This is a genomic window from Janthinobacterium sp. 1_2014MBL_MicDiv (assembly GCF_001865675.1).
GTDB lineage: Bacteria > Pseudomonadota > Gammaproteobacteria > Burkholderiales > Burkholderiaceae_D > Janthinobacterium.
Map to the genome: position 1 here is coordinate 4,522,784 of NZ_CP011319.1, position 19,261 is coordinate 4,542,044.

18 protein-coding genes are annotated in these 19,261 nt (G+C 63.2%); 9 read left to right on the forward strand and 9 right to left on the reverse strand.

Going from position 1 to position 19,261, the window contains the following annotated elements:
* Positions 1-13: 13 nt before the first annotated feature.
* The 7 genes from YQ44_RS19460 to YQ44_RS19490 all read left to right on the forward strand — a co-directional run bounded on the left by YQ44_RS19460 (position 14) and on the right by YQ44_RS19490 (position 6,958).
* On the forward strand, positions 14-1,702 hold the full coding sequence (locus YQ44_RS19460; RefSeq protein ID WP_071324784.1) for a nitrite/sulfite reductase: 1,689 nt from the start codon (positions 14-16) through the stop codon (positions 1,700-1,702).
* Positions 1,695-2,255, forward strand: a complete 561-nt coding sequence (locus YQ44_RS19465) for a DUF934 domain-containing protein (protein WP_071324785.1) — start codon at positions 1,695-1,697, stop codon at positions 2,253-2,255. Before YQ44_RS19460 ends, YQ44_RS19465 begins: the two co-directional genes overlap by 8 nt.
* Positions 2,256-2,277: 22 nt before the next feature.
* Positions 2,278-2,994 (forward strand): phosphoadenylyl-sulfate reductase, encoded by a 717-nt coding sequence (locus tag YQ44_RS19470; RefSeq protein ID WP_071324786.1) that lies wholly within the window; start codon positions 2,278-2,280, stop codon positions 2,992-2,994.
* A gap of 40 nt (positions 2,995-3,034) precedes the next feature.
* Positions 3,035-3,946 (forward strand): sulfate adenylyltransferase subunit CysD, encoded by a 912-nt coding sequence (gene cysD, locus YQ44_RS19475; RefSeq protein ID WP_071324787.1) that lies wholly within the window; start codon positions 3,035-3,037, stop codon positions 3,944-3,946.
* On the forward strand, positions 3,946-5,262 hold the full coding sequence (locus tag YQ44_RS19480) for a sulfate adenylyltransferase subunit 1 (RefSeq protein ID WP_071324788.1): 1,317 nt from the start codon (positions 3,946-3,948) through the stop codon (positions 5,260-5,262). The genes cysD and YQ44_RS19480 overlap by 1 nt, the downstream gene beginning before the upstream one ends.
* A gap of 28 nt (positions 5,263-5,290) precedes the next feature.
* The gene (gene cobA, locus YQ44_RS19485) at positions 5,291-6,055 is read left to right on the forward strand and encodes a uroporphyrinogen-III C-methyltransferase (RefSeq protein WP_071324789.1); all 765 of its coding nucleotides are present in this window, start codon (positions 5,291-5,293) and stop codon (positions 6,053-6,055) included.
* Between the two features lie 252 nt (positions 6,056-6,307).
* Positions 6,308-6,958, forward strand: a complete 651-nt coding sequence (locus tag YQ44_RS19490; protein ID WP_071324790.1) for a hypothetical protein — start codon at positions 6,308-6,310, stop codon at positions 6,956-6,958.
* Here YQ44_RS19490 and YQ44_RS19495 read toward each other — a convergent pair.
* The 4 genes from YQ44_RS19495 to lptF are packed head-to-tail and all read right to left on the reverse strand — an operon-like array spanning position 6,955 to position 10,653.
* On the reverse strand, positions 6,955-7,920 hold the full coding sequence (locus tag YQ44_RS19495) for a Stealth CR1 domain-containing protein (RefSeq protein ID WP_232250947.1): 966 nt from the start codon (positions 7,918-7,920) through the stop codon (positions 6,955-6,957). The genes YQ44_RS19490 and YQ44_RS19495 overlap by 4 nt on opposite strands.
* Positions 7,921-7,946: 26 nt before the next feature.
* Entirely contained in the window at positions 7,947-8,372 is a 426-nt protein-coding gene (locus YQ44_RS19500; RefSeq protein WP_071324792.1) for a sirohydrochlorin chelatase, read from the reverse strand.
* A complete protein-coding gene (gene lptG, locus YQ44_RS19505; protein ID WP_071324793.1) occupies positions 8,372-9,541 on the reverse strand; it encodes an LPS export ABC transporter permease LptG in 1,170 nt (389 codons plus the stop codon). The genes YQ44_RS19500 and lptG overlap by 1 nt, the downstream gene beginning before the upstream one ends.
* Positions 9,538-10,653, reverse strand: coding sequence for an LPS export ABC transporter permease LptF (lptF, locus tag YQ44_RS19510; protein WP_335589231.1), 1,116 nt, complete (start codon positions 10,651-10,653; stop codon positions 9,538-9,540). Before lptF ends, lptG begins: the two co-directional genes overlap by 4 nt.
* 97 nt (positions 10,654-10,750) lie before the next feature.
* Between lptF and YQ44_RS19515 the strand changes: the two genes are divergently transcribed.
* A complete protein-coding gene (locus YQ44_RS19515) occupies positions 10,751-12,244 on the forward strand; it encodes a leucyl aminopeptidase (protein WP_071324795.1) in 1,494 nt (497 codons plus the stop codon).
* 190 nt (positions 12,245-12,434) lie between these two features.
* Here YQ44_RS19515 and YQ44_RS19520 read toward each other — a convergent pair whose 3' ends face one another.
* From YQ44_RS19520 to YQ44_RS19535, 4 genes are all read right to left on the reverse strand, one after another.
* On the reverse strand, positions 12,435-12,962 hold the full coding sequence (locus tag YQ44_RS19520) for a hypothetical protein (protein WP_071326629.1): 528 nt from the start codon (positions 12,960-12,962) through the stop codon (positions 12,435-12,437).
* A gap of 10 nt (positions 12,963-12,972) precedes the next feature.
* Complete coding sequence (locus tag YQ44_RS19525) at positions 12,973-13,443, reverse strand: CreA family protein (protein ID WP_083411959.1); 471 nt, start codon at positions 13,441-13,443, stop codon at positions 12,973-12,975.
* Positions 13,444-13,506: 63 nt separating this feature from the next.
* Entirely contained in the window at positions 13,507-13,695 is a 189-nt protein-coding gene (locus tag YQ44_RS19530; RefSeq protein ID WP_065306721.1) for a DUF1653 domain-containing protein, read from the reverse strand.
* A gap of 10 nt (positions 13,696-13,705) precedes the next feature.
* Positions 13,706-14,077, reverse strand: coding sequence for a hypothetical protein (locus tag YQ44_RS19535; protein WP_071324797.1), 372 nt, complete (start codon positions 14,075-14,077; stop codon positions 13,706-13,708).
* Between the two features lie 581 nt (positions 14,078-14,658).
* Here YQ44_RS19535 and xth point away from each other — a divergent pair.
* Positions 14,659-15,423, forward strand: a complete 765-nt coding sequence (xth, locus tag YQ44_RS19540) for an exodeoxyribonuclease III (RefSeq protein WP_071324798.1) — start codon at positions 14,659-14,661, stop codon at positions 15,421-15,423.
* A 33-nt stretch (positions 15,424-15,456) separates the two neighbouring features.
* Here xth and YQ44_RS19545 read toward each other — a convergent pair whose 3' ends face one another.
* Positions 15,457-19,113, reverse strand: coding sequence for a sensor domain-containing protein (locus YQ44_RS19545; RefSeq protein ID WP_071326630.1), 3,657 nt, complete (start codon positions 19,111-19,113; stop codon positions 15,457-15,459).
* Between the last annotated feature and the right edge of the window lie 148 nt (positions 19,114-19,261).

Consider the following 19,261-nt stretch of genomic DNA (forward strand, 5'->3'; position numbering starts at 1 on the left):
TTTAGGAATTGATATGTACCATTACGATCAGTACGACCACCTCATCATCAAAGAACGCATCGCCCAGTACCGAGACCAGGTTGCGCGCCGTATCGCCAATGAACTGACGGAAGAGGAATTCATTCCGCTGCGCCTGCAAAACGGCCTGTACATGCAACGCCACGCCTATATGCTGCGCATCGCCGTGCCGTACGGCTTGCTGTCGTCGAAGCAGATGCGCATGTTCGCGCACATCGCGCGCAAGTACGACCGCGGCTATGGCCACTTCACCACGCGCCAGAACATCCAGTTCAACTGGATCGAGCTGGAGCAGACACCCGACATCCTGACGGACCTGGCATCCGTGGAAATGCACGCGATCCAGACCTCGGGCAACTGTATCCGAAATACAACATCGGATCCCTACGCCGGCGTTGCCGCCGATGAAATCATCGACCCGCGCCCGTACGCGGAAGTGCTGCGCCAGTGGAGCACCTTCCACCCGGAATTCATCGCCCTGCCGCGTAAATTCAAGGTCGCCATCAATGGCGCCGTGGAAGATCGCGCCGCCATCGCCGTGCACGACATCGGCTTGACGGCCGTGCGCAACGCCGCCGGCGAAGTGGGCTTCAAGGTGATGGCCGGCGGCGGCATGGGCCGCACGCCCATCCTCGGCAGCGTGGTGCGCGAATTCCTGCCATGGCAGCACTTGCTCACATATATACAAGCAATCATGCGCGTGTACAACTTGCACGGCCGCCGCGACAACAAATACAAGGCGCGCATCAAGATTTTGCTGAAAGCCATCGGCGTGGAAGAATTCACGCGCCAGGTGGAAGCAGAGTGGGTCGACCTGAAAGATGGTCCGGAAACCCTGACGACCGAGGAAATGCAGCGCGTGGCGGACTTTTTCAATCCGCCCGCCTACCTGGCCCTGCCGGAACTCGACTACAAGCTTGAACACGCGGACAACAAGGCCTATGTGAACTGGCTGGCGCGCAACGTCAAGCCGCACCAGCGCCCCGGCTATGTGGCCGTGGTGCTGTCGCTGAAGAAGACGGGCGTGCCGCCGGGCGACGCGACGGCCGAGCAGATCGACTTCGTGGCGGATCTCTCCGACCGCTACAGCTTTGGCGAACTGCGCGTCACGCATGAGCAAAACCTGGTGCTGGCCGACGTGGAGCAGTCGAAACTGTTCAAGCTGTGGCAGGAAGCCAAGGCGCACGGCCTGGCCACGCCGAACATCGGCTTGCTGACCGACATGATTTGCTGCCCGGGCGGCGACTTCTGCTCGCTGGCCAACGCCAAGTCCTTGCCGATCGCGGCCGCCATCGCGGAACGCTTCGACAGCATCGACTTCCAGCACGACATCGGCGAGATCGAGCTGAACATTTCCGGCTGCATCAATGCCTGCGGTCACCACCACGTGGGCAGCATCGGCATCCTCGGCGTCGACAAGGATGGCAGCGAATGGTATCAAGTGTCGATCGGCGGCGCCCAGGGCAACCATGCCGCCATCGGCAAGATCATCGGCCCCTCGTTCTCTTCCCTGCAGATGCCTGAAGTCATCGGCCGCCTGCTGCACGTCTACGTGCGCGACCGCCACGAAGGCGAGCGTTTCGTCGACACGGCCCAGCGCCTGGGCCTGGCGCCGTTCAAGGAACACGTATATGCAACGCCGATCACCGTCGGCAACCTGGTGGGAGAAGACGAATATGTTTGAAGTACGCGAAGAAATCATCAAGAACACCGCCGTGGTGCCAAATAGCTGGGGCCTGCTGCGCCTCGATGAAGGCGAAACGCCGGAAACGGTGACCGTTCCTGCGGGCAAGGTCATCGTGCCGCTGCCCGTGTGGCAAGCCCAGCGCGAAACCCTGCTGGCTCGCCAGCCCGACATCGGCGTCTGGCTAGCCAGCGACGAGCGGCCGGAAGAGCTGGCGGCCGACGTGGCGCAACTGCCCGTCATCGGCGTGGACTTTCCGAAATTCACGGATGGCCGCGGCTATTCCATCGCCTTCAACCTGCGCGCCCGCCTCGGTTTCCAGGGCGAATTGCGCGCCATCGGCGACGTCTTGCGCGACCAGCTGTTTTCCATGCACCGCGTCGGCTTCGACGCGTATGCGACGCGCCCCGACCGCAGCATCCATGAGGCGCTGAAAGGCCTGTCCGTGTTCTCGGAAACCTACCAGGCATCGTGGGACCAGAAGTCGCCGCTGTTCCGCCGCCACCACCGCGAAGGCCAGAATCCCGACCTCGACAACGCGGCCGGCATCTGAGGCAAAGGCAGAAGGTAAACCCATGAGCGATCTGACTTCTTTAATTGACGCCACCGAGCAAACGCTGACACGCATCGCCGCGGACTTTTCGCCGGCCGTGTTCGCTTCTAGCCTGGCAGCCGAAGACATGGTGCTGACCGACATGATTCTCAAGGCGAAGCTGCCCATTGGCATCTTTTCCCTGGAAACAGGCCGGCTGCACCAGGAAACCCTGGCCGTGCTCGACAAGGTCAAGGCCCATTACGGCCACGACATCGCCCTGTACCGGCCGCAAGCGGAAGCGGTGGCCGCCTACGTCGAGCAGAACGGCCTCAATGCCTTTTATAACAGCGTCGAAATGCGCCGCGAATGCTGCCGCATCCGCAAGGTCGAGCCGCTGGGCCGCGCCCTGGCCGGCAACAAGGCCTGGGTCACGGGACAACGCCGCGCCCAATCCACGACGCGCGCCGAACTGCATGTGCAGGAAGACGACGCGGCGCACGCCATGACGAAATTCAATCCGCTGGCCGACTGGTCGGAAGAAGACGTGTGGGCCTACATCCGCGCCAACGACGTACCCTACAATGCGCTGCACGACCAGGGCTACCCGTCGATCGGCTGCGAACCATGCACGCGGGCCATCGAGCCGGGCGAAGATGTGCGCGCCGGACGCTGGTGGTGGGAAAACCCGGATTCCAAGGAATGCGGCCTGCACATGGTGGACGGCAAGTTGATACGCATCAAATCCGTGGCAGCCTGAACAGACATAACAGACGCAGCAGAACAAGAAAGCATCCAATATGAGCAATATTTTGAACCAGCGCCACCTCGACAGCCTTGAGTCGGAAGCCATCCACATCATGCGCGAAGTGGCGGCCGAGTCGGCCAATCCCGCCTTGCTGTTCTCCGGCGGCAAGGATTCCGTCGTCCTGCTGCGTTTGGCCGAGAAAGCCTTCCGCCCAGGCAAGTTCCCCTTTCCCCTCGTGCATATCGACACGGGCCACAATTTCCCGGAAGTCATCACCTTCCGCGACAAGAAGGTGGCGCAACTGGGCGAACGCCTGATCGTCGGCTCCGTCGAAGACTCGATCAAGCGCGGTACCGTGCGCCTGCGCAACCCGGCCACGGACTCGCGCAACGCGGCGCAAGCCGTGACCTTGCTGGAAACCATCGCCGAGCACGGCTTTGACGCCTGCATCGGCGGCGCCCGCCGCGACGAGGAAAAGGCCCGCGCCAAGGAACGCATCTTTTCGTTCCGCGACGAATTCGGCGCCTGGGACCCGAAAGCCCAGCGCCCCGAGCTGTGGGACCTGTATAACACGCGCGTGCACCCGGGCGAGAACATGCGCGTCTTCCCCATCTCGAACTGGACCGAACTGGACGTATGGCAATACATCGCCCGCGAGCAGCTGGAATTGCCGCCGATCTACTTCGCGCACGAGCGCCAGGTGATCCCGCGCAATGGGCTCCTGGTGCCGCTGACGGACCTGACGCCGCCGCGCGAAGGCGAAACGGTGGAAACGCAAGTCGTGCGCTTCCGTACCGTGGGCGACATCTCGTGCACCTGCCCCGTCTCGTCCGACGCGGCCACGGTGGACGCCATCATCGCCGAGACGGCAATCACGCAAATCACGGAACGGGGCGCCACCCGCATGGATGACCAGACTTCCGAAGCCTCGATGGAAAAACGCAAGAAAGCAGGGTATTTCTAATGAACGCAGCAATCCAGAACACCACTCTCAGCAACAGCGTCGAACGCGGCATGTTGCGCTTCATCACGGCCGGTTCCGTCGATGACGGCAAGAGCACCCTGATCGGCCGCTTGCTGTTCGACAGCAAGGGCATCTTTGCCGACCAGCTCGACGCCATGTCGCGCTCCAAGCACAAGCGCACGGTGGGCGACACGGTCGACCTGTCGCTGCTGACGGATGGCCTGGAAGCGGAGCGCGAGCAAGGCATCACCATCGACGTGGCCTACCGTTACTTCGCCACGCCGAAGCGCAAGTTCATCATCGCCGATACGCCCGGCCACGAGCAATACACGCGCAACATGGTCACGGGGGCATCCACCGCCGACGCCGTCATCATCCTGATCGACGTGTCGAAAGTCAAACTGGGCGACGATGGCAGCGTGGAACTGTTGATCCAGACCAAGCGCCACTCCACCATCGCCCATTTGCTGCAGATCGAGCACGTGGTCGTCGCCGTCAACAAGATGGACCTCGTCGACTACGACGAAACGGTGTACAACCGCATCGTGGCCGCCTACCGCGAATTCGCCCAGTCGCTGGGCTTGAAGGACATCACGCCGATCCCGCTGTCGGCCTTGACCGGCGACAACGTCGTCGAGCGGGGCGAGAAGCTGGGCTGGTACACGGGGCCGACGCTGATCGAGTTGCTCGAATCGCTGTCCGTCTACGATGAATCGCACGACGCGCCATTCCGCTTCCCCGTGCAGCTGGTGGCGCGCCACAATGGCCATGAAGCGAACGACTTCCGCGGCTACATGGGCCGCATCGAGGCGGGCAAGGTCAGCATCGGCGACACGCTGGTGGTGCAGCCGTCGGGCCAGACGGCCACCGTCAAGGATATCGTCACGCTGGACGGCTCGCTGCCGACGGCCGTGGTGGGCCAGTCCGTGACCCTGCTGCTCAATGAATACCTCGATATCTCGCGCGGCGACCTGCTGGCCAGCGTCGATCGCCCTGCCACCCTGCTGAAACAGGTGGTGGCCGACGTGTGCTGGCTGTCGGAAGACGCGCTGGACCTGCGCCGCAAGTACTGGATCAAGCATGGCACGAAACAGACGGCGGCAAAAGTGACGGCCATCGATACCTTGCTCGATATCAATACCCAACAGCGCCATCCGGCCGACGGCTTGAAATTGAACGATATCGCCCGCATCAGCCTGACCGTGCAGCAGCCGCTGGCGGCCGACTCTTACGCCGACATCCGCGCCACGGGCGCGTTCATCCTGATCGATGAAGTCACCCACCAAACCGTCGCCGCCGGCATGGTCCGGCTGTAAGCGCGCATCGACCAGGAAAGGCAGCCATATGCACAGCTCCCCATCTCTCCCCGGCAAGGTTTACCTAGTGGGCGCCGGCCCCGGCGCGCAAGACCTGATGACCTTGCGCGGCGCGCGCCTGCTGGCGCAAGCGGACGTCGTGCTGCACGACGCGCTCGTCACTGACGAGATGCTGGAGCTGTGCCCGCAGGCGCAAAAGATTCTGGTCGGCAAGCGTTGCGGCCAGTTGTCGACGGCGCAAGCTTTTATTAACAAGCAACTGGTCGACCACGCGCGCAAGCACGCCATCGTGGTGCGCCTGAAGGGCGGCGACCCCATGCTGTTTGGCCGCGCCGACGAGGAATTGCGCGCGCTGGAAGAAGCCGGCATCGCGGTGGAAGTGGTGCCCGGCATTACCACGGCGCTGGCGGCGGCGGCAGCCACGCAACAGCCGCTGACCAAGCGCGGCGTGGCCCGCAGCGTGGCCTTCTTTACCTCGAGCACGGCACCGGGCGAGCCGGACCAGACGGCCATTCCCGACTGCGACACCCTGGTGCAATACATGGGCGGACGCGAAGCCATCGTCACGGCCCGGCGCCTGCTGGCGCAGGGCCGCCCTGCCGCGACTCCCGTGGTGGTGATCGAAAACTGCAGCCGTCCAGGGCAGCGCATCGTGCGCCTGCCCCTGAGCGCACTGGCGCATGGCCTCGGCGATGCGCACGGTCCCGTGCTGGTGATGCTGGGCGAGGCCATGGCCACGCGCACGCACCAATCCATCGAAGAAACAGCCACCATTCTGGCGCGCCAGGCTTGAATTAAAAACAGCGTATTTTACCGACTTTAGAGTCAGTAACTGACGTCTCCAGGTAAAACATGATAGGATGCTGACGCATCTTTTCTCGAGAAGTTATTGCGTAACAGCAATGAAACTTACGCTTCGCCTCGCCATAGCGCTTGCTGTGCGGCATCCCGGCTGACGGGAACCGCGCGGCAGTCTCCCCGAAAAAAGCTGCGCCCGCGGGCTGCAATACCGCCGCCGCGCAACTTTAGCCGTCACGATCAACACATGAATTTCTCTACCGTGCGCGAATCCCTGTATTCGCTCAGCCGCAGCAATGCCGGCGTCGCCAGCGCCGTGCTCTTGAGCATGCTTGCCTCCATCGCCCTGTGGACGGTGTTTCCGAATATCGACGATGAAAACCATTTGCTGGAATGGCTGCAGGCGCTGTTCCTGGCCCTGGCCTGCACGGTGCACGGCGTGCGCGCCTGGCAGGAGTCCGACCGCCAGTCGCTGCGCTTCCTGATGCATGCGGGCCTGTGCGCCCTGCTGTTCGGCTTCCTGCTGCGCGAACTCGATATTGACCAGTTCGGCACGGCACCCGCCTGGGCCCAGCTTGAGAAAGCCCTGCGCGTGGTGGAATTGCTGATACTGATACGCTTGCTGATCTTCTTCGCGCCGCGCGCGCGCAAGGTGTTTGCCCATGCGGGACTGATTTTCAGCATGCGCATCACCATCCTGACCTTGATTGGCGGCTTGCTGATGGTGGCCGGCTGGCCCTTCGACAAGAAGGTCTTCCACGGCATGCCCGACGCGTATGCGCTGCTGGGCGAGGAAGTGCTGGAGCTGGGCGCCTACCTGCTGCTGTTCCTCGCCTCGCTGTGCGACAGCTCGGCGGCCGCGCGCGTCAGCCTGGCGCCAAGGAAAAAACAGGCCTAGGCGTGTTCGAATGACGACGGCAGCGGCAGCAGCCGCTGCAAGGTAGCCGCCACGCGCAGCAGGCGCGGATCATCATCCTCCACCTCGTCGCAGGTATCGTTGATGCAGAAGAAAGGCAGGCTGCCAAAACGCGCCAGCAGCTGCTCCAGCTGCAGCGGCGCATCCGCATCGCCACTGGCGATATGCAGCGGATCGAAAATGCGCGCATGCGCATACCCCATATGCACCATCCAGCGCGGCACCAGGTCCGGCAGCAATGCCGGCACCTGCCATGAGCGGAACACCGTCGCGCGCACGCTGGCAAACATGGCCGGCGCCAGCGCCTCGAGTTCGTGCAGCGCGCTTTTCAGCATGGGGCGCGGCGCATGCGCATACAGGCGCGCCTCGTGCCGGTAATCGGGATACCGCGCCGACAGCCATTGCCGGGCCAGGGTGGCGCAATTGACGGGCGCCGCCGCATCGGCGCGCAAGCCGTCCGGCTCCTCCTGCAGCGCGCTTTCCGTGAAGACGCTCAGATGGCTGCGCTGCCCTTCGCCGAACCAGAATCCCGGCTCGAATGGCGCCCCCAAAAACACATCGTCATTCAGGTACAGGAAGCGTTCGGACAAGCCCGGAATATGGTGCAGGTACGATTCGATATGGCCCGAGTCGAACACGGGCAAGGCCGCTTCGGGCATCAGGCTGCGGTGATCGAGCACCGTCAGGCGCTTTGAAGAACGCAGCCAGGCCGGCACCTGGCGGTCCGTCAGCAAGTAGATATGGCCATGGCCGGGAAAGAAGCGCTCGAGTGCGCGCAGGTTGTAGCGCAGTTCGCCGTTATCGCGATAGCGGCCCGCCACGTTGCCGTGCAGGGCCAGCTGGCCGGGATGCGCCTGCTCCCATGCCGCATACGCCTGCTGCTGGCGCGCGCGCCATGCCGGGTCCGCGCCATCGACCCACAGATAGACGATATCGATGTTCACGGGGGAAGGCGCGCAGCCGGCGCGGCTCAAGAGGACTGCGTAGCGCCCGGCGCGGCCACGCAATAGTCGGCGATGGCAGCCAGCACGCCGGCATTCTCGCCCACCGCCTCGACCACGTTCAGGCGCAGTTGCGGATGCCGCTGGCGCAGCTCTTCCGCCAATAGCGGCAAGTCGCGCAGCACATGCCCGCCCTGTCCCAGGAACACCGGCACCACGGTGACGTCCAGCGTGGCGCCAGCGGGCAGTTCGGCCAGCAGCGCCTGCACCAGTTCGGGCAGGCGCGGCGTCATCAGTTCAAGGAAAGCCAGGTGCACGGACGTTGCGGGCATGCGCGCCTGGGTCAGCTCGCGCAGGCGTTCGAATGGCGCGGCCCAGGATGCGGCGCGCGCGCCATGGGCAAACAGGATCAGCGCCTGCTGCGCGCCGGCCGCGGGCGTGCCGGTGGCATGCATCAGTGCCGCTCCACCCACCACAGGGCGCCCAGCGCCAGCAGCAGATACAGGGCGCTCGGCGCCACCGCCGTCAGGAAGGCCGGCCAGGTGCTCAGCAAGCCAAGGTGCGAAAACAGTGTGTTGACCAGCATGAAGCTCACGCCGATCATGATACCGATGAAAATCTTCAGGCTGATGCCGCCGCTGCGCGTATGCATGTAGGCAAACGGCAGCGCCAGCGCCATCAGCACGAAAATGGCCAGCGGATCGATCAGCTTTTTCCAGAAGGCGATGCGGAAGCGCTCCGTTTCCTGCTTGTTTTCGGCCAGGTGGCGCGTATATACGGCCAGTTCGCTGGCCGACATGCGCTCGGGATCGGAGGCCGACACCGTCAGGATCTTCGGCGTCACTTCCGAGACCATGTCCTTGGTCGCGCTTTTCACGGTGTGCACCAGGCTCGTTTCCTGGCCATAGTAGTTTTCCAGCTTCGGCTCGTAACCGGGTGCGGCGGTGGCGCTGTTCGAGAACGAGGTTTCCGTCACATCCGTCAAGCGCCAGATATTCTTGCCCTGATAGGTAGCGCCGTTGGCCACGGTCAAGGTACGCAAGCGCATATCGGTGTCAAATTCATACAGCTTGACGTTTTTCAGCTGCCCGTCCGGCTGCGCTTCGCCGACATTGAAGAAACGCGAACCGGTGACGGCGCCCGTCAGGCCATCGCTCTTGACCATGTCCTTGGTCCACAGGCCCGAGCGGAATTCGCTCGACACGGCCGCGCCGCGCGAGGTCAGCTTCAGGCGCTCGGCCAGCGGCTCCGTGCGTGGCGTAATCAATTCGCCGAAGATGAAGGTGATGACGACGAAGACGATACCGATGCGGAACAGGAAGCCGGCCGCCATCGCCGTCGACATGCTCGACGCGCGCATGATGGTAAATTCCGAGCTGGCGGCAAACTGCGCCATCGTATAGATGGTGCCGATCAGCGCCGCGATCGGCATCACTTCGTACACATGGCCAGGCACCAGCACCAGCACATACAGGAAGGCGTACTGGATGGTGTAACCATTGCGCCCCACCTTGGGCAGCTCGCCCGTCAGGTCGATGAAGGCTTGCAGTGCCAGGAAGGCCAGCAGCACGAACAGCACCGCCTGGAATATCGAGACCGCAAAATAGCGCTGTAAAATCTTCATTTCGATACCGCTTTACTTGTGTTGCCGGCGCGGCGCGCGCGCTTGAAGGATGCCAGCAGAACCAGCGGATGGTAGCGGTGGTTGACATTCAGGCGCCAGGCGAACAGCGCCACCACGGCCAGTGCCGCCAGCAGGTGCAGCGGCCACCAGGCCACGCCAAACGTCAGCCTGCCCTGTTTCACGCTCGCCTCGACAACCTTGATCAGATTGCTATACGAGAAGAAGATCAGCAAGGCCACGATCAGGTTGGCCGAACTGCCGGCGCGCGGATTGACAAAACCCAGCGGAATGGCCAGCAGGATCAGCATCAGGCCAATCAACGGTGCGCTGATGCGCCACAGCAGTTCTGCCATCGTGTACTGGTTGTTCGCGGCGATCAGCGCCATGGTGCTCATGGCGCGCACGCCGAGATCCGCCCCCAGTTCCTGCGGCTTGCTCTCGATGCGCATGATGTACTGCTCGAATTCCATGGTCTGGAAGTCGGCCTGCGTCGGCACACCCTGGTAGCGGCGGCCGCTCTTCAGCACCAGGAAGCGTTCGCCACGGGCGTCGGTATTGATCACGCCTTCCTTGGCGACGACGACGACGGCACTGCCTTTTTCATCGACGGTGTTGACGAAGACGTTCTGCACCACGTTTTTCTCGCCGCTGGCGCCTTCGACGAAGAAGATGCGGTTGCTGCCAGCCGATTCGCGGAACTGGCCAGGCGTGACCTTCTGCAGGTCTTCGCGTTTTTCGAAGCGCGCCACGTATTCGTCGCTTTTCTGCTGCGCCCAAGGCGTGGCGTACAGGCTCAGGATGCCGGTGGCCAGCACCAGCGGCAGGCCAAAGCTGAGCACGGGCCAGATCCAGCGCGACAGGCTCAGGCCGGAGGCGAACCACACCACCATCTCCGATTCCTTGTAACTGCGCGTGACGACCATCAGCACCGCGATGAAACCGGTGAGGATGAGGATGGTGGGCAGCTGCATCAGGGCGGAAAAGACCATCAGGGACATGACGTCGGAGGACGCGATCTTGCCGCCCGCCGCCTTGCCGAGAATACCGATCAGCATCCAGGTGAGCAGGATGCTGAACAAAACAGTGAAGGTGGCCCCGGCGGCACTAGCCAATTCACGTCGAAGGGCGCGTTGAAAGATCATTCGGAGTTTATAATTCGGGTCAGTTAGTTGAGTAACACGTTACTAGTAAATGAAAACGGAGAACCAAATGGACTTTAGCATAAAAGCATTCGATACCAAGAGCACCCTCGGCACGGCCAAAAGCGGATGCATCGCGGTTGCGGTATTCGAAAACAAAAAACTGTCGCCAGCGGCAAAATCGCTGGACAGCAAGGGTGCGATTTCGGCTGCGCTGAAGTCCGGCGACATCAGCGGCAAGCCTGGCAGCACTTTGCTGCTGCGCGCAATCGATGGCGTCGTCGCAGAACGCGTTCTGCTGGTCGGCATGGGCAGCGATGAAACGGTCAGCGAAAAAAACTTCGCTACCGGCGTACAAGCTGCACTGAAGGCCTTCGGCTCCCTCGGCGCCGCGGACGCCATTATCGCACTACCGCTGACGGATGTGAAAGAGCGCGACGTTAATTGGGCAATCCGTTGCGTTGTACAAGCCGCACATGACAGCGAATACCGCTGCGACTCGCAAAAGAGCAAGAAAGATCCAGCGCCAGCGGGCGTGCGCAAGATCGTCCTGTCGGCACCTGCCACCGCTGCCACGCGCGGCGCGCTGGCACAAGCCATCGCCATTGCCAACGGTTCCGACCTGACGCGCAAGCTGGGCGACCTGCCGGCGAACATCGCCAATCCAACCTACCTGGCCAACACGGCCAAGCAGCTGGGCAAGGATTACAAGTTTGAAGTCGAAGTACTGGACCGCAAACAGCTGGAAGCGCTGAAAATGGGCAGCTTCCTGTCCGTCACCAACGGCAGCGAGCAGCCGCCGAAGTTCATCGTCCTGAAACACATGGGCGGCAAGGCCAAGGATGCGCCAGTCGTCCTGGTCGGCAAAGGCATCACCTTCGACACGGGCGGCATCTCGATCAAGGCCGGTCCTGGCATGGACGAGATGAAATACGACATGTGCGGCGCCGCCTCGGTGCTGGGCACCTTCCGCGCCATCGGTGAAATGAACCTGAAGCTGAACGTCATCGGCGTCATCGCCGCCTGCGAAAACATGCCATCGGGCCGCGCCACCAAGCCGGGCGACATCGTCACCTCCATGAATGGCCTGACCATCGAAGTGCTGAACACCGACGCCGAAGGCCGCCTGGTGCTGTGCGACGCACTGACCTACGCCGAACGCTTCAAGCCGGCAGCCGTCGTCGATATCGCCACCCTGACGGGCGCCTGCGTCATCGCGCTGGGCCACCACAACAGCGGCCTGTTTACGCGCAGCGATGCGGCGCATGACCAGCTGGCCAATGAGCTGCTGGCAGCCGGCAAGCAAGCCAGCGACACGGCCTGGCGCATGCCGATCGAAGAGGCATACAACGAGCAGCTGAAGTCGAACTTCGCCGACCTGGCCAACATCGGCACGCCAGGCGGCGGTTCGGTGACGGCAGCGGCCTTCCTGGAAAACTTCACCAAGAAGTACACCTGGGCGCATCTGGACATCGCCGGCACGGCATGGAAATCGGGCGGCGCAAAAGGCGCCACCGGTCGTCCGGTGCCCCTGCTGACGACGTTCCTGATCAACCGCGTGTAAGGGAACGCCAGACCAACCCTGCTGCGCGGGGCCATGGGCGGCCGGCGACGCTCGCTGTACAAAAGTACAGCTGCGCTTCCCGGCCCCTACCAGCTCCCGCCCGCGACGGTTTCGTCCGGCGTCCTGATGCCGTAAAAAAACCGCCAGGTCACCGTGACCATGGCGGTTTTTTTGCATGATGAAGCGCTATTTAATAGACGACAGGGTCGGGAATCGGCGACGGCGCCACCGTCGGCTGCACGACCGGTTGCGGCGTGGCCTCGCCCGGCATGGCGGGCGGTTTCGCGGCGACCGCTGCGGGCGGCGGCGCAATGCGCGCCGGGTCCTGCATGACGATGGTCAGGACGGATGGGTAGTCGAAGCCGGCGCCCGTGTTGCGGTCGACGAAATAGCCGACGCCCAGGGTCAGGATGACATTGCCCCAGACGCTGCCATTGAGCTTGGGATCGATGCTGCCGTCCGTCGCGATGGCGGGCGAACCGTGCTTCTTGCAGTCGACCTTCAGCGGTTCGCGGCTCTTGCGGATGGTGATGCGCCCGGGCGTGGTGACGAACCACTTGCCGACGTCATTGCTGAGGATACAGCCGGCGCCATGCAGCTCGCGGTTATCCTGGATGGTTTGCACCAGCACCATCTGCTCGGTGTTGCCGGTCAAGGTGGCGCAGCCGCCCAGGCCAAACAGCAGCAATGCGGACAGGGCACTGACGGGACGGCGCATCGCGGCCACCCTAGCGCACGGGAATCGGCTGGTCGCCAGGCACGGCGACGGCGGTGACGCTGTTTTTCGGACTGCCTTCGATCAGGCGGTCCGAATACACGAGGTAGACCAGCGCATTGCGCTTGCTGTCGACCATGCGCACCACGCGCACGTGCTTGAAGAAGATCGAGGCACGCTCGGTGAACACTTCTTCCTGGCGCGGCAGCTTGCCCTTGAATTGCAGCGGCCCCACCTGGCGGCAGGCGACAGCCGCATCGGCCTTGTCTTCCGCCAGGCCGACGGCGCCCTTGATGCCGCCCGTCTTGGCGCGCGACAGATAGCAGCTGACGCCCGACACGCGGGGATCGTCATAGGCTTCGACGACGATCTTGTGGTCCGGGCCGATCAGCTTGAAGACCGTGTCGACGGAACCGATGGTTTCGGCATGCGCCGGGACGCACGCGGCGCCCAGCAGCAATGCGGCGGCCAGCAATTTATGCATGAAAGTGACACCTTGAAGTAAACCTGCGTGAAGTAACCCAGCGGGCACGCACGATGGCTGCCATCAGTTAATGGGGGCAAATCGCTGCACCATGACGCCCTCGACTTCGATCAGCTGAAAGAACACGTCTTTCGGCCGCGTCCAGATCGAGCCGTCAGCGGCGCGATAGACGATCATCGGCGTCAGATCCGATTCCAGCGTGGCTTCGCATACCAGTTCGTAAATGCCGCCCTTGTAGTGCCGATAACGCATCGCCGTCCCCTCAAGCCGTGGAATCTTCGCTCTTGTCGTCGGCCAGTGCCTTCTGTTTCATCTTCAGGCTCTGGATCACTTTCAAAATGCCTTCCATGCCGGCGGCGCCTTCGGCACCGCTGAAGGCGTCCAGCACCTCATTGAGCACCTTGTTGCGCACCGTTGCCTCGTCGGACGACATCTCCAGCGCACGCTGCGCCTTCGCTGCCTTTTCGGCCGCGCTGACCCGCGGCTTGGTTGCCGTCTTGCCATGCGTCAGAGCCGCCTGCCAGATGACCCAGCGGCGCTGGGTCTCGAAAATCAGGTACTCGTCCGGTTTGTCTTCTCTTCGCCGCACAATGTGGCCGTCACGCTGCGCCCACGCTTCAAATGCAGTTCGCATTTTCTTCCTTTGCAAATGCTACGCGCAAGTCTCACTATTAAAACTGCAACATTTCAAAATAGTACCATCTATTGATGTCGCAAAACAGTCTCATAGATATAGTACTGCAATTTATATAACAAGTCTGGCGGCGCCAAGGACGGACTCTACGTTCCGCCCCGGGCACAGTGGTCATGTAATTCGGAATAGCAATTACAACTAATTACAACTGCTTCCTGTCTGGTTGCCAACTTGGCCGTAACAAAGCTGTGTGACACAGTTGTTACATTGTGCCATTTTAGTAGTTTTTATCGCGTTTTAGCGAGAAACTTTACACCTTTGTCGCGTTAAAACGCGATACGCAGCGCAGCGCGCCAACCACTTATGCCAAATCAAACATAGGGGTTGATCAATCATACACAAAAACATAATATTCATGCGCCACGATTGGTTAAAAATAAATACTTTTTTTATATTCATTTTCCTTCCAAGCAAACAAAGCAGGCGCTCGGCAAGCCTGGCACGACGCCGGCGACACGCATGCGGTAAGATTCGCGCCTATCGACACCATATCGTCACCTATTCAAGCAAGGATTTTTCCCATGAAATTAGCCACCTGGAACGTCAACTCGCTCAAAGTGCGCCTGCCGCAAGTGCTGCAGTGGCTGGCAGACAACCCGGTCGACATACTGTGCCTGCAAGAAACCAAGCTGACGGACGACAAGTTCCCCGTCGCCGACATCGAGGCGGCCGGCTACCAGGTGGTCTTCAGCGGCCAGAAGACCTACAACGGCGTGGCCATCCTGTCGAAGCTGCCGATCACCGACGTGGTGAAGAACAATCCGCGCTATGAAGACGCGCAGCAGCGCATCCTGGCCGCCACCATCGGCGGCGTGCGCGTCGTCTGCGCCTACGTGCCGAACGGCCAGAGCGTCGACTCGGACAAATATGAGTACAAGCTGGGCTGGCTGGCCGCCCTGCACGACTGGCTGGCCGAGGAGGCGCAGCAGCACCCGCAGCTGGCCGTCGTCGGCGACTACAATATCGCGCCCGACGACCGCGACGTGCACGACCCGGTCGCCTGGGAAGGCCAAGTGCTGGTCTCGGACAAGGAACGCGCCGCCCTGCAGCGCCTGTTCGACATCGGCCTGACGGACGCCTTCCGCCTGTTCGAGCAGGCGGAAAAATCGTTCAGCTGGTGGGATTACCGCCAGCTGGGCTTCCGCCTCAACAAAGGACTGCGCATCGACCACATCCTGCTGTCGCCCGCCCTGGCTGGCCGCTGCACGGCTTGCGTGATCGACCGCGTGCCGCGCAAGTGGGAACAGCCGTCCGACCACGCGCCCGTCGTCGCCACCATCGACTGACCGATCCGGAGCGCCTGACGGCGGCGCAGCAGCTTATGCCCGGCGTTCCAGCAACGCCTGCGCATTCGCCGCCGGCACGGGCGCCGAAAACAGATAGCCCTGCGCGTAGCGGCAGCCATGCGCCTGCAGCAGGGCGAACTGCTCCTCCGTCTCCACCCCTTCGGCCACGGCCGACAATTGCAGGCTGTCGGCCAGCGCGATGATGGCGGCCACGATGGCGCGGTCTTCCCCGCTATGCTCGAGGTCCTTGATGAAGGCGCGGTCGATCTTGACCTTCTTCACGGGGAAGCGCTTCAGGTAGGCCAGGCTGGAATAGCCGGTGCCGAAGTCGTCGATCGACAGGCGCAAGCCCATGCCATTGATCTGGCGCAGAATCTCCAGCGTATGCTCGCCATGCTGCATCAGCGCCGTCTCGGTGATCTCGAATTCCAGCAGCGCCGGGTCGATGCCGGTTTCCCGCACCACGGCGCCGATGGCCGCCACCAGGCCCTTGTGCATGAACTGGCGCGGCGACAGGTTCACCGCCAGCGGCACCGGCTGCAGGCCCTGGCGCTGCCAGGCCATGCTTTGCGCGCACGCCTGGCGCAGCACCCATTCGCCGACCGGCACGATCAGGCCATTTTCCTCCATGATGGGAATGAAACGGTCCGGCAGCACCAGGCCGTGGCCGGGACGGCGCCAGCGCAGCAGCACTTCCATGCCGTGCAGGCGGCGCGTGGCGATATCGATGACGGGCTGGTAAAACAGCTCGAACTGGTCTTGCGCCAGCGCCGTGCGCAGGCTGCTTTCCAGGTCGAAGTGCAGGGTCGCCGCCTGATTCATCGTCTGCGTGAAAAACTGGTAGTTATTGCGGCCATTGCCCTTGGCATGGTACATGGCCGCATCGGCATGGCGCATCAGGGCATCGACATCGCCGCCATCGTCCGGATACACGCAGATGCCGATCGACGGCGTGACGTGCAGCACGTGGCCGTCGAGAGGAAAGGCGGGCGTCAGGGCCTCGATGACTTTCTCGGCCACGCGCGCCGCTTCATCGCCTCCGCGTATGCCCGGCACCAGCACGACGAATTCGTCGCCGCCCAGGCGCGCCACCGTATCGCTGGCGCGCACCGCGCGGCACAGCCGGCCGGCCACTTCCTTGAGCAGCAAATCGCCCGTCATGTGGCCCAGCGAATCATTGATGGTCTTGAAGCGGTCCAGGTCGATGAACATCACGGCCAGCTTGCGTCCGGAGCGCTGCGACGCCAGCATGGCGCGCTCCAGGCGGTCCGACAGCAGCGCGCGGTTCGGCAAGCCCGTCAGGTTGTCGTGGTAAGCCATGTGATGCACGCGCGCCTCGGCCTGGCGCCGCTCGACGATCTCGCCTTGCAGCAGCAGGTTGGCGCCGGCCAGTTCGGCCGTGCGCTCGTGCACGCGCAGTTCCAGCTCGTCGCGCGCGCGGCGCACCGCTTCGGCCGCCTCGCGGCGCGCCGTCACGTCGTCCACCAGCCACACCGAGCGGCCATGCGCATGCGCCAGGTCGAACGGCCGACCGGACAGGCGCGCCCAGAAACGGCTGCCGTCCTTGCGCACCAGCTGGTATTCGGACATGTGCACGCGGCCCGCCTTGAAATCGCGCGCCGTCTCGCTGCGCGCCGCCTTCCAGGCCGCCACGTCCGGATACAGGGCCTGCACGGAGAGGCCGTTCATTGCGCCGGGCGCATAGCCGAACAGCTCCTCCATCTTGCTGTTGCTGCGTAAATTGAAGCCGCCCTCCACCACCGAGATGCCCAGCACGGCGCTATCGAGGATGGCCTGGTTTTCCAGCAGCGCGTTGCGCAAGGACTCTTCGGCGCGCTTGGCTTCCGTGCGGTCCTCGATGATCCAGATGGTGCCCGCGGTGGGGTCGTCCGGATTGACGACATAGGCGATCAGCTGCGCCCACAGCGTGCTGCCGTCGCGACGCATCATCTCCACTTCCGTCTGGAATGGCTTGCCCACCGAGAGGAAGGGGAAGGCCGCCGCGCCCAGCAAGTCGTACGACTGCTGCGATACATACAGCGCGCGCCCCGGCAAGCCCAGCGCCTCGTCGCCGCTGTAGCCGAACATGGCGGCAAAGCCCAGGTTGTAGCGCGTGATCTGGCGGTTCTTGGTAAACAGGATGCTCACCGAGGCATTCGTCATGATGGCCGCCACTTCCATCTGCGCCTGCCGGCTGGCGGTGACGTCTTCGAGTATCCAGATGGCGCCCTGCTCGCTGTGCGCCTGGTCGACGGCCTTGGCGCGGATGCGGCACCAGAACAGGCTGCCATCGCGGCGGCGGAACAGCGATTCGTCCTGCTCGTACGGCAAGCCCTGCCCCAGCAGCGGCGTCGCCTGCACGCCAAACTCCTCGTAGGCGGCGGCCGACGGAAACAGCTCGGCGGCGGGCAAGCCCGTCATCTCGTCCTGCGTGTAGCCGAACATTTCGGCGAAGCGGGGATTGCAGCGCAGGACCAGGCGCGCGCGTGAAAACAGGATGCCGACGGAGGCGTTGTCGAGGATGGCCTGCTGCTCCAGCATCAGCTGGCGCGTCGCCTCCTCGGCCGCCTTTTGCGCGCTGCGGTCGTCGAACAGCCAGATCGTGTCGCGCAGCGCGCGGTCGGCCTGGTTTTCCGGATTGAGCACATAGCCATACGCCAGCGCCCAGAAGGTGGAACCGTCGCGGCGGCGCATCTCCATCTCGCCCTGGAACGGCAGGCCGCGCCGCAGCAGGGGCGAGGCCTGCCGCACCACGCTCTCGTAGGCCGCGCGCGACGGATACAGGTCGACCACCGGCAAGCCCACGCCGCTGTCGCCGTCGAAGCCGAAACACTCGGCGAAGCGCCGGTTGTAGCGCAGCACGCCCTTGTCGCGCTGGAAACCGATGGCCAGCGGCGCGTTATCCATCACCGCCTGCATTTCCAGCAGGGCGCGGCGCAACTGATCCTCGTCACGCCGGTGGTCGCTGATATCTTCGATGATCCACACCGTGCCGTCGTGCGTATTCAGCGGGTCGACGGCGCGTCCGTGCAGCCGGCTCCAGAACAGCGTGCCATCCTGGCGCCGCAGTTCCAGCTCGGTGCGGTACGGCTTCCCTTTGGACAGCAGCGGCGCCGCTTCCAGTCCCAGTGCGCGGCAATGCTCGGCGGAGCGGTACAGCACCGCGCCGGGCATGCCGGTCAGCTGGTGGCGCGCATAACCGAGCATTTCGGCGGCGCGGATATTGCACTCCTCGATGAAGCCGCCCTTGGAAAAGACGATGCCGACGGCCGCGCTTTCCAGGATGGCCTGCTGCTCCAGCAAGGTCTTGCGCAAGGCCTGCTGGTCGCGCTGCTGCACGCTGATGTCGGCAAACACGAGGGTCGCGCCCGGCAAGCCATCGCCCGCCGGCAACGGCTTGGCCCACACCTGCACGGCGATGGCGCGGTCCGCGCCCTGCAGGCTGCTGTCCCAGTGCCGCTCGCGCCCCGCCGCGCCCAGCGCGCCGCGCAGCATGCTGGTGCTCGAGACGCGGTAGGCGTCGCTGAAACAGTCGGCCAGCAGCCGGCCGGAAATATCCACACCCAGCAGGGCGATCAGGGCGCCGTTCGCGGCCACCACCATGCCGCAGGCATCGCAGGCGCACGCCGGCAAGGCGATCAGCTGCAAGGCATCGGCGATGAAATCGGGACTGGTCGGTACGCGGTTCATGGACACCATGGGTCGGTTAAAGGCGGGTCGGACATGCGCCTGGACTAGCCACGCTTCCAGGCATCATGGTGCTGCTAGATCATAAACCAGTTTCCAGGGGTTTTTTCATATTCCTTCGTGGCAATATCTGAAACGCCACAGACCAGTT

What these genes read in the sequence shown, in the direction of transcription:
- lptG (WP_071324793.1), bottom strand. Translation starts at nt 9,541, where the DNA reads ATGAAGATTTTACAGCGCTATTTTGCGGTCTCGATATTCCAGGCGGTG.
- YQ44_RS19530 (WP_065306721.1), bottom strand. Translation starts at nt 13,695, where the DNA reads ATGCGTTATCGGCACTACAAGGGCGGCATTTACGAACTGGTATGCGAA.
- YQ44_RS19465 (WP_071324785.1), top strand. Translation starts at nt 1,695, where the DNA reads ATGTTTGAAGTACGCGAAGAAATCATCAAGAACACCGCCGTGGTGCCA.
- cobA (WP_071324789.1), top strand. Translation starts at nt 5,291, where the DNA reads ATGCACAGCTCCCCATCTCTCCCCGGCAAGGTTTACCTAGTGGGCGCC.
- xth (WP_071324798.1), top strand. Translation starts at nt 14,659, where the DNA reads ATGAAATTAGCCACCTGGAACGTCAACTCGCTCAAAGTGCGCCTGCCG.
- YQ44_RS19480 (WP_071324788.1), top strand. Translation starts at nt 3,946, where the DNA reads ATGAACGCAGCAATCCAGAACACCACTCTCAGCAACAGCGTCGAACGC.
- YQ44_RS19515 (WP_071324795.1), top strand. Translation starts at nt 10,751, where the DNA reads ATGGACTTTAGCATAAAAGCATTCGATACCAAGAGCACCCTCGGCACG.
- YQ44_RS19490 (WP_071324790.1), top strand. Translation starts at nt 6,308, where the DNA reads ATGAATTTCTCTACCGTGCGCGAATCCCTGTATTCGCTCAGCCGCAGC.
- YQ44_RS19535 (WP_071324797.1), bottom strand. Translation starts at nt 14,077, where the DNA reads ATGCGAACTGCATTTGAAGCGTGGGCGCAGCGTGACGGCCACATTGTG.
- YQ44_RS19460 (WP_071324784.1), top strand. Translation starts at nt 14, where the DNA reads ATGTACCATTACGATCAGTACGACCACCTCATCATCAAAGAACGCATC.
- YQ44_RS19470 (WP_071324786.1), top strand. Translation starts at nt 2,278, where the DNA reads ATGAGCGATCTGACTTCTTTAATTGACGCCACCGAGCAAACGCTGACA.
- cysD (WP_071324787.1), top strand. Translation starts at nt 3,035, where the DNA reads ATGAGCAATATTTTGAACCAGCGCCACCTCGACAGCCTTGAGTCGGAA.
- YQ44_RS19545 (WP_071326630.1), bottom strand. Translation starts at nt 19,113, where the DNA reads ATGAACCGCGTACCGACCAGTCCCGATTTCATCGCCGATGCCTTGCAG.
- YQ44_RS19520 (WP_071326629.1), bottom strand. Translation starts at nt 12,962, where the DNA reads ATGCGCCGTCCCGTCAGTGCCCTGTCCGCATTGCTGCTGTTTGGCCTG.
- YQ44_RS19525 (WP_083411959.1), bottom strand. Translation starts at nt 13,443, where the DNA reads ATGCATAAATTGCTGGCCGCCGCATTGCTGCTGGGCGCCGCGTGCGTC.
- YQ44_RS19500 (WP_071324792.1), bottom strand. Translation starts at nt 8,372, where the DNA reads ATGCATGCCACCGGCACGCCCGCGGCCGGCGCGCAGCAGGCGCTGATC.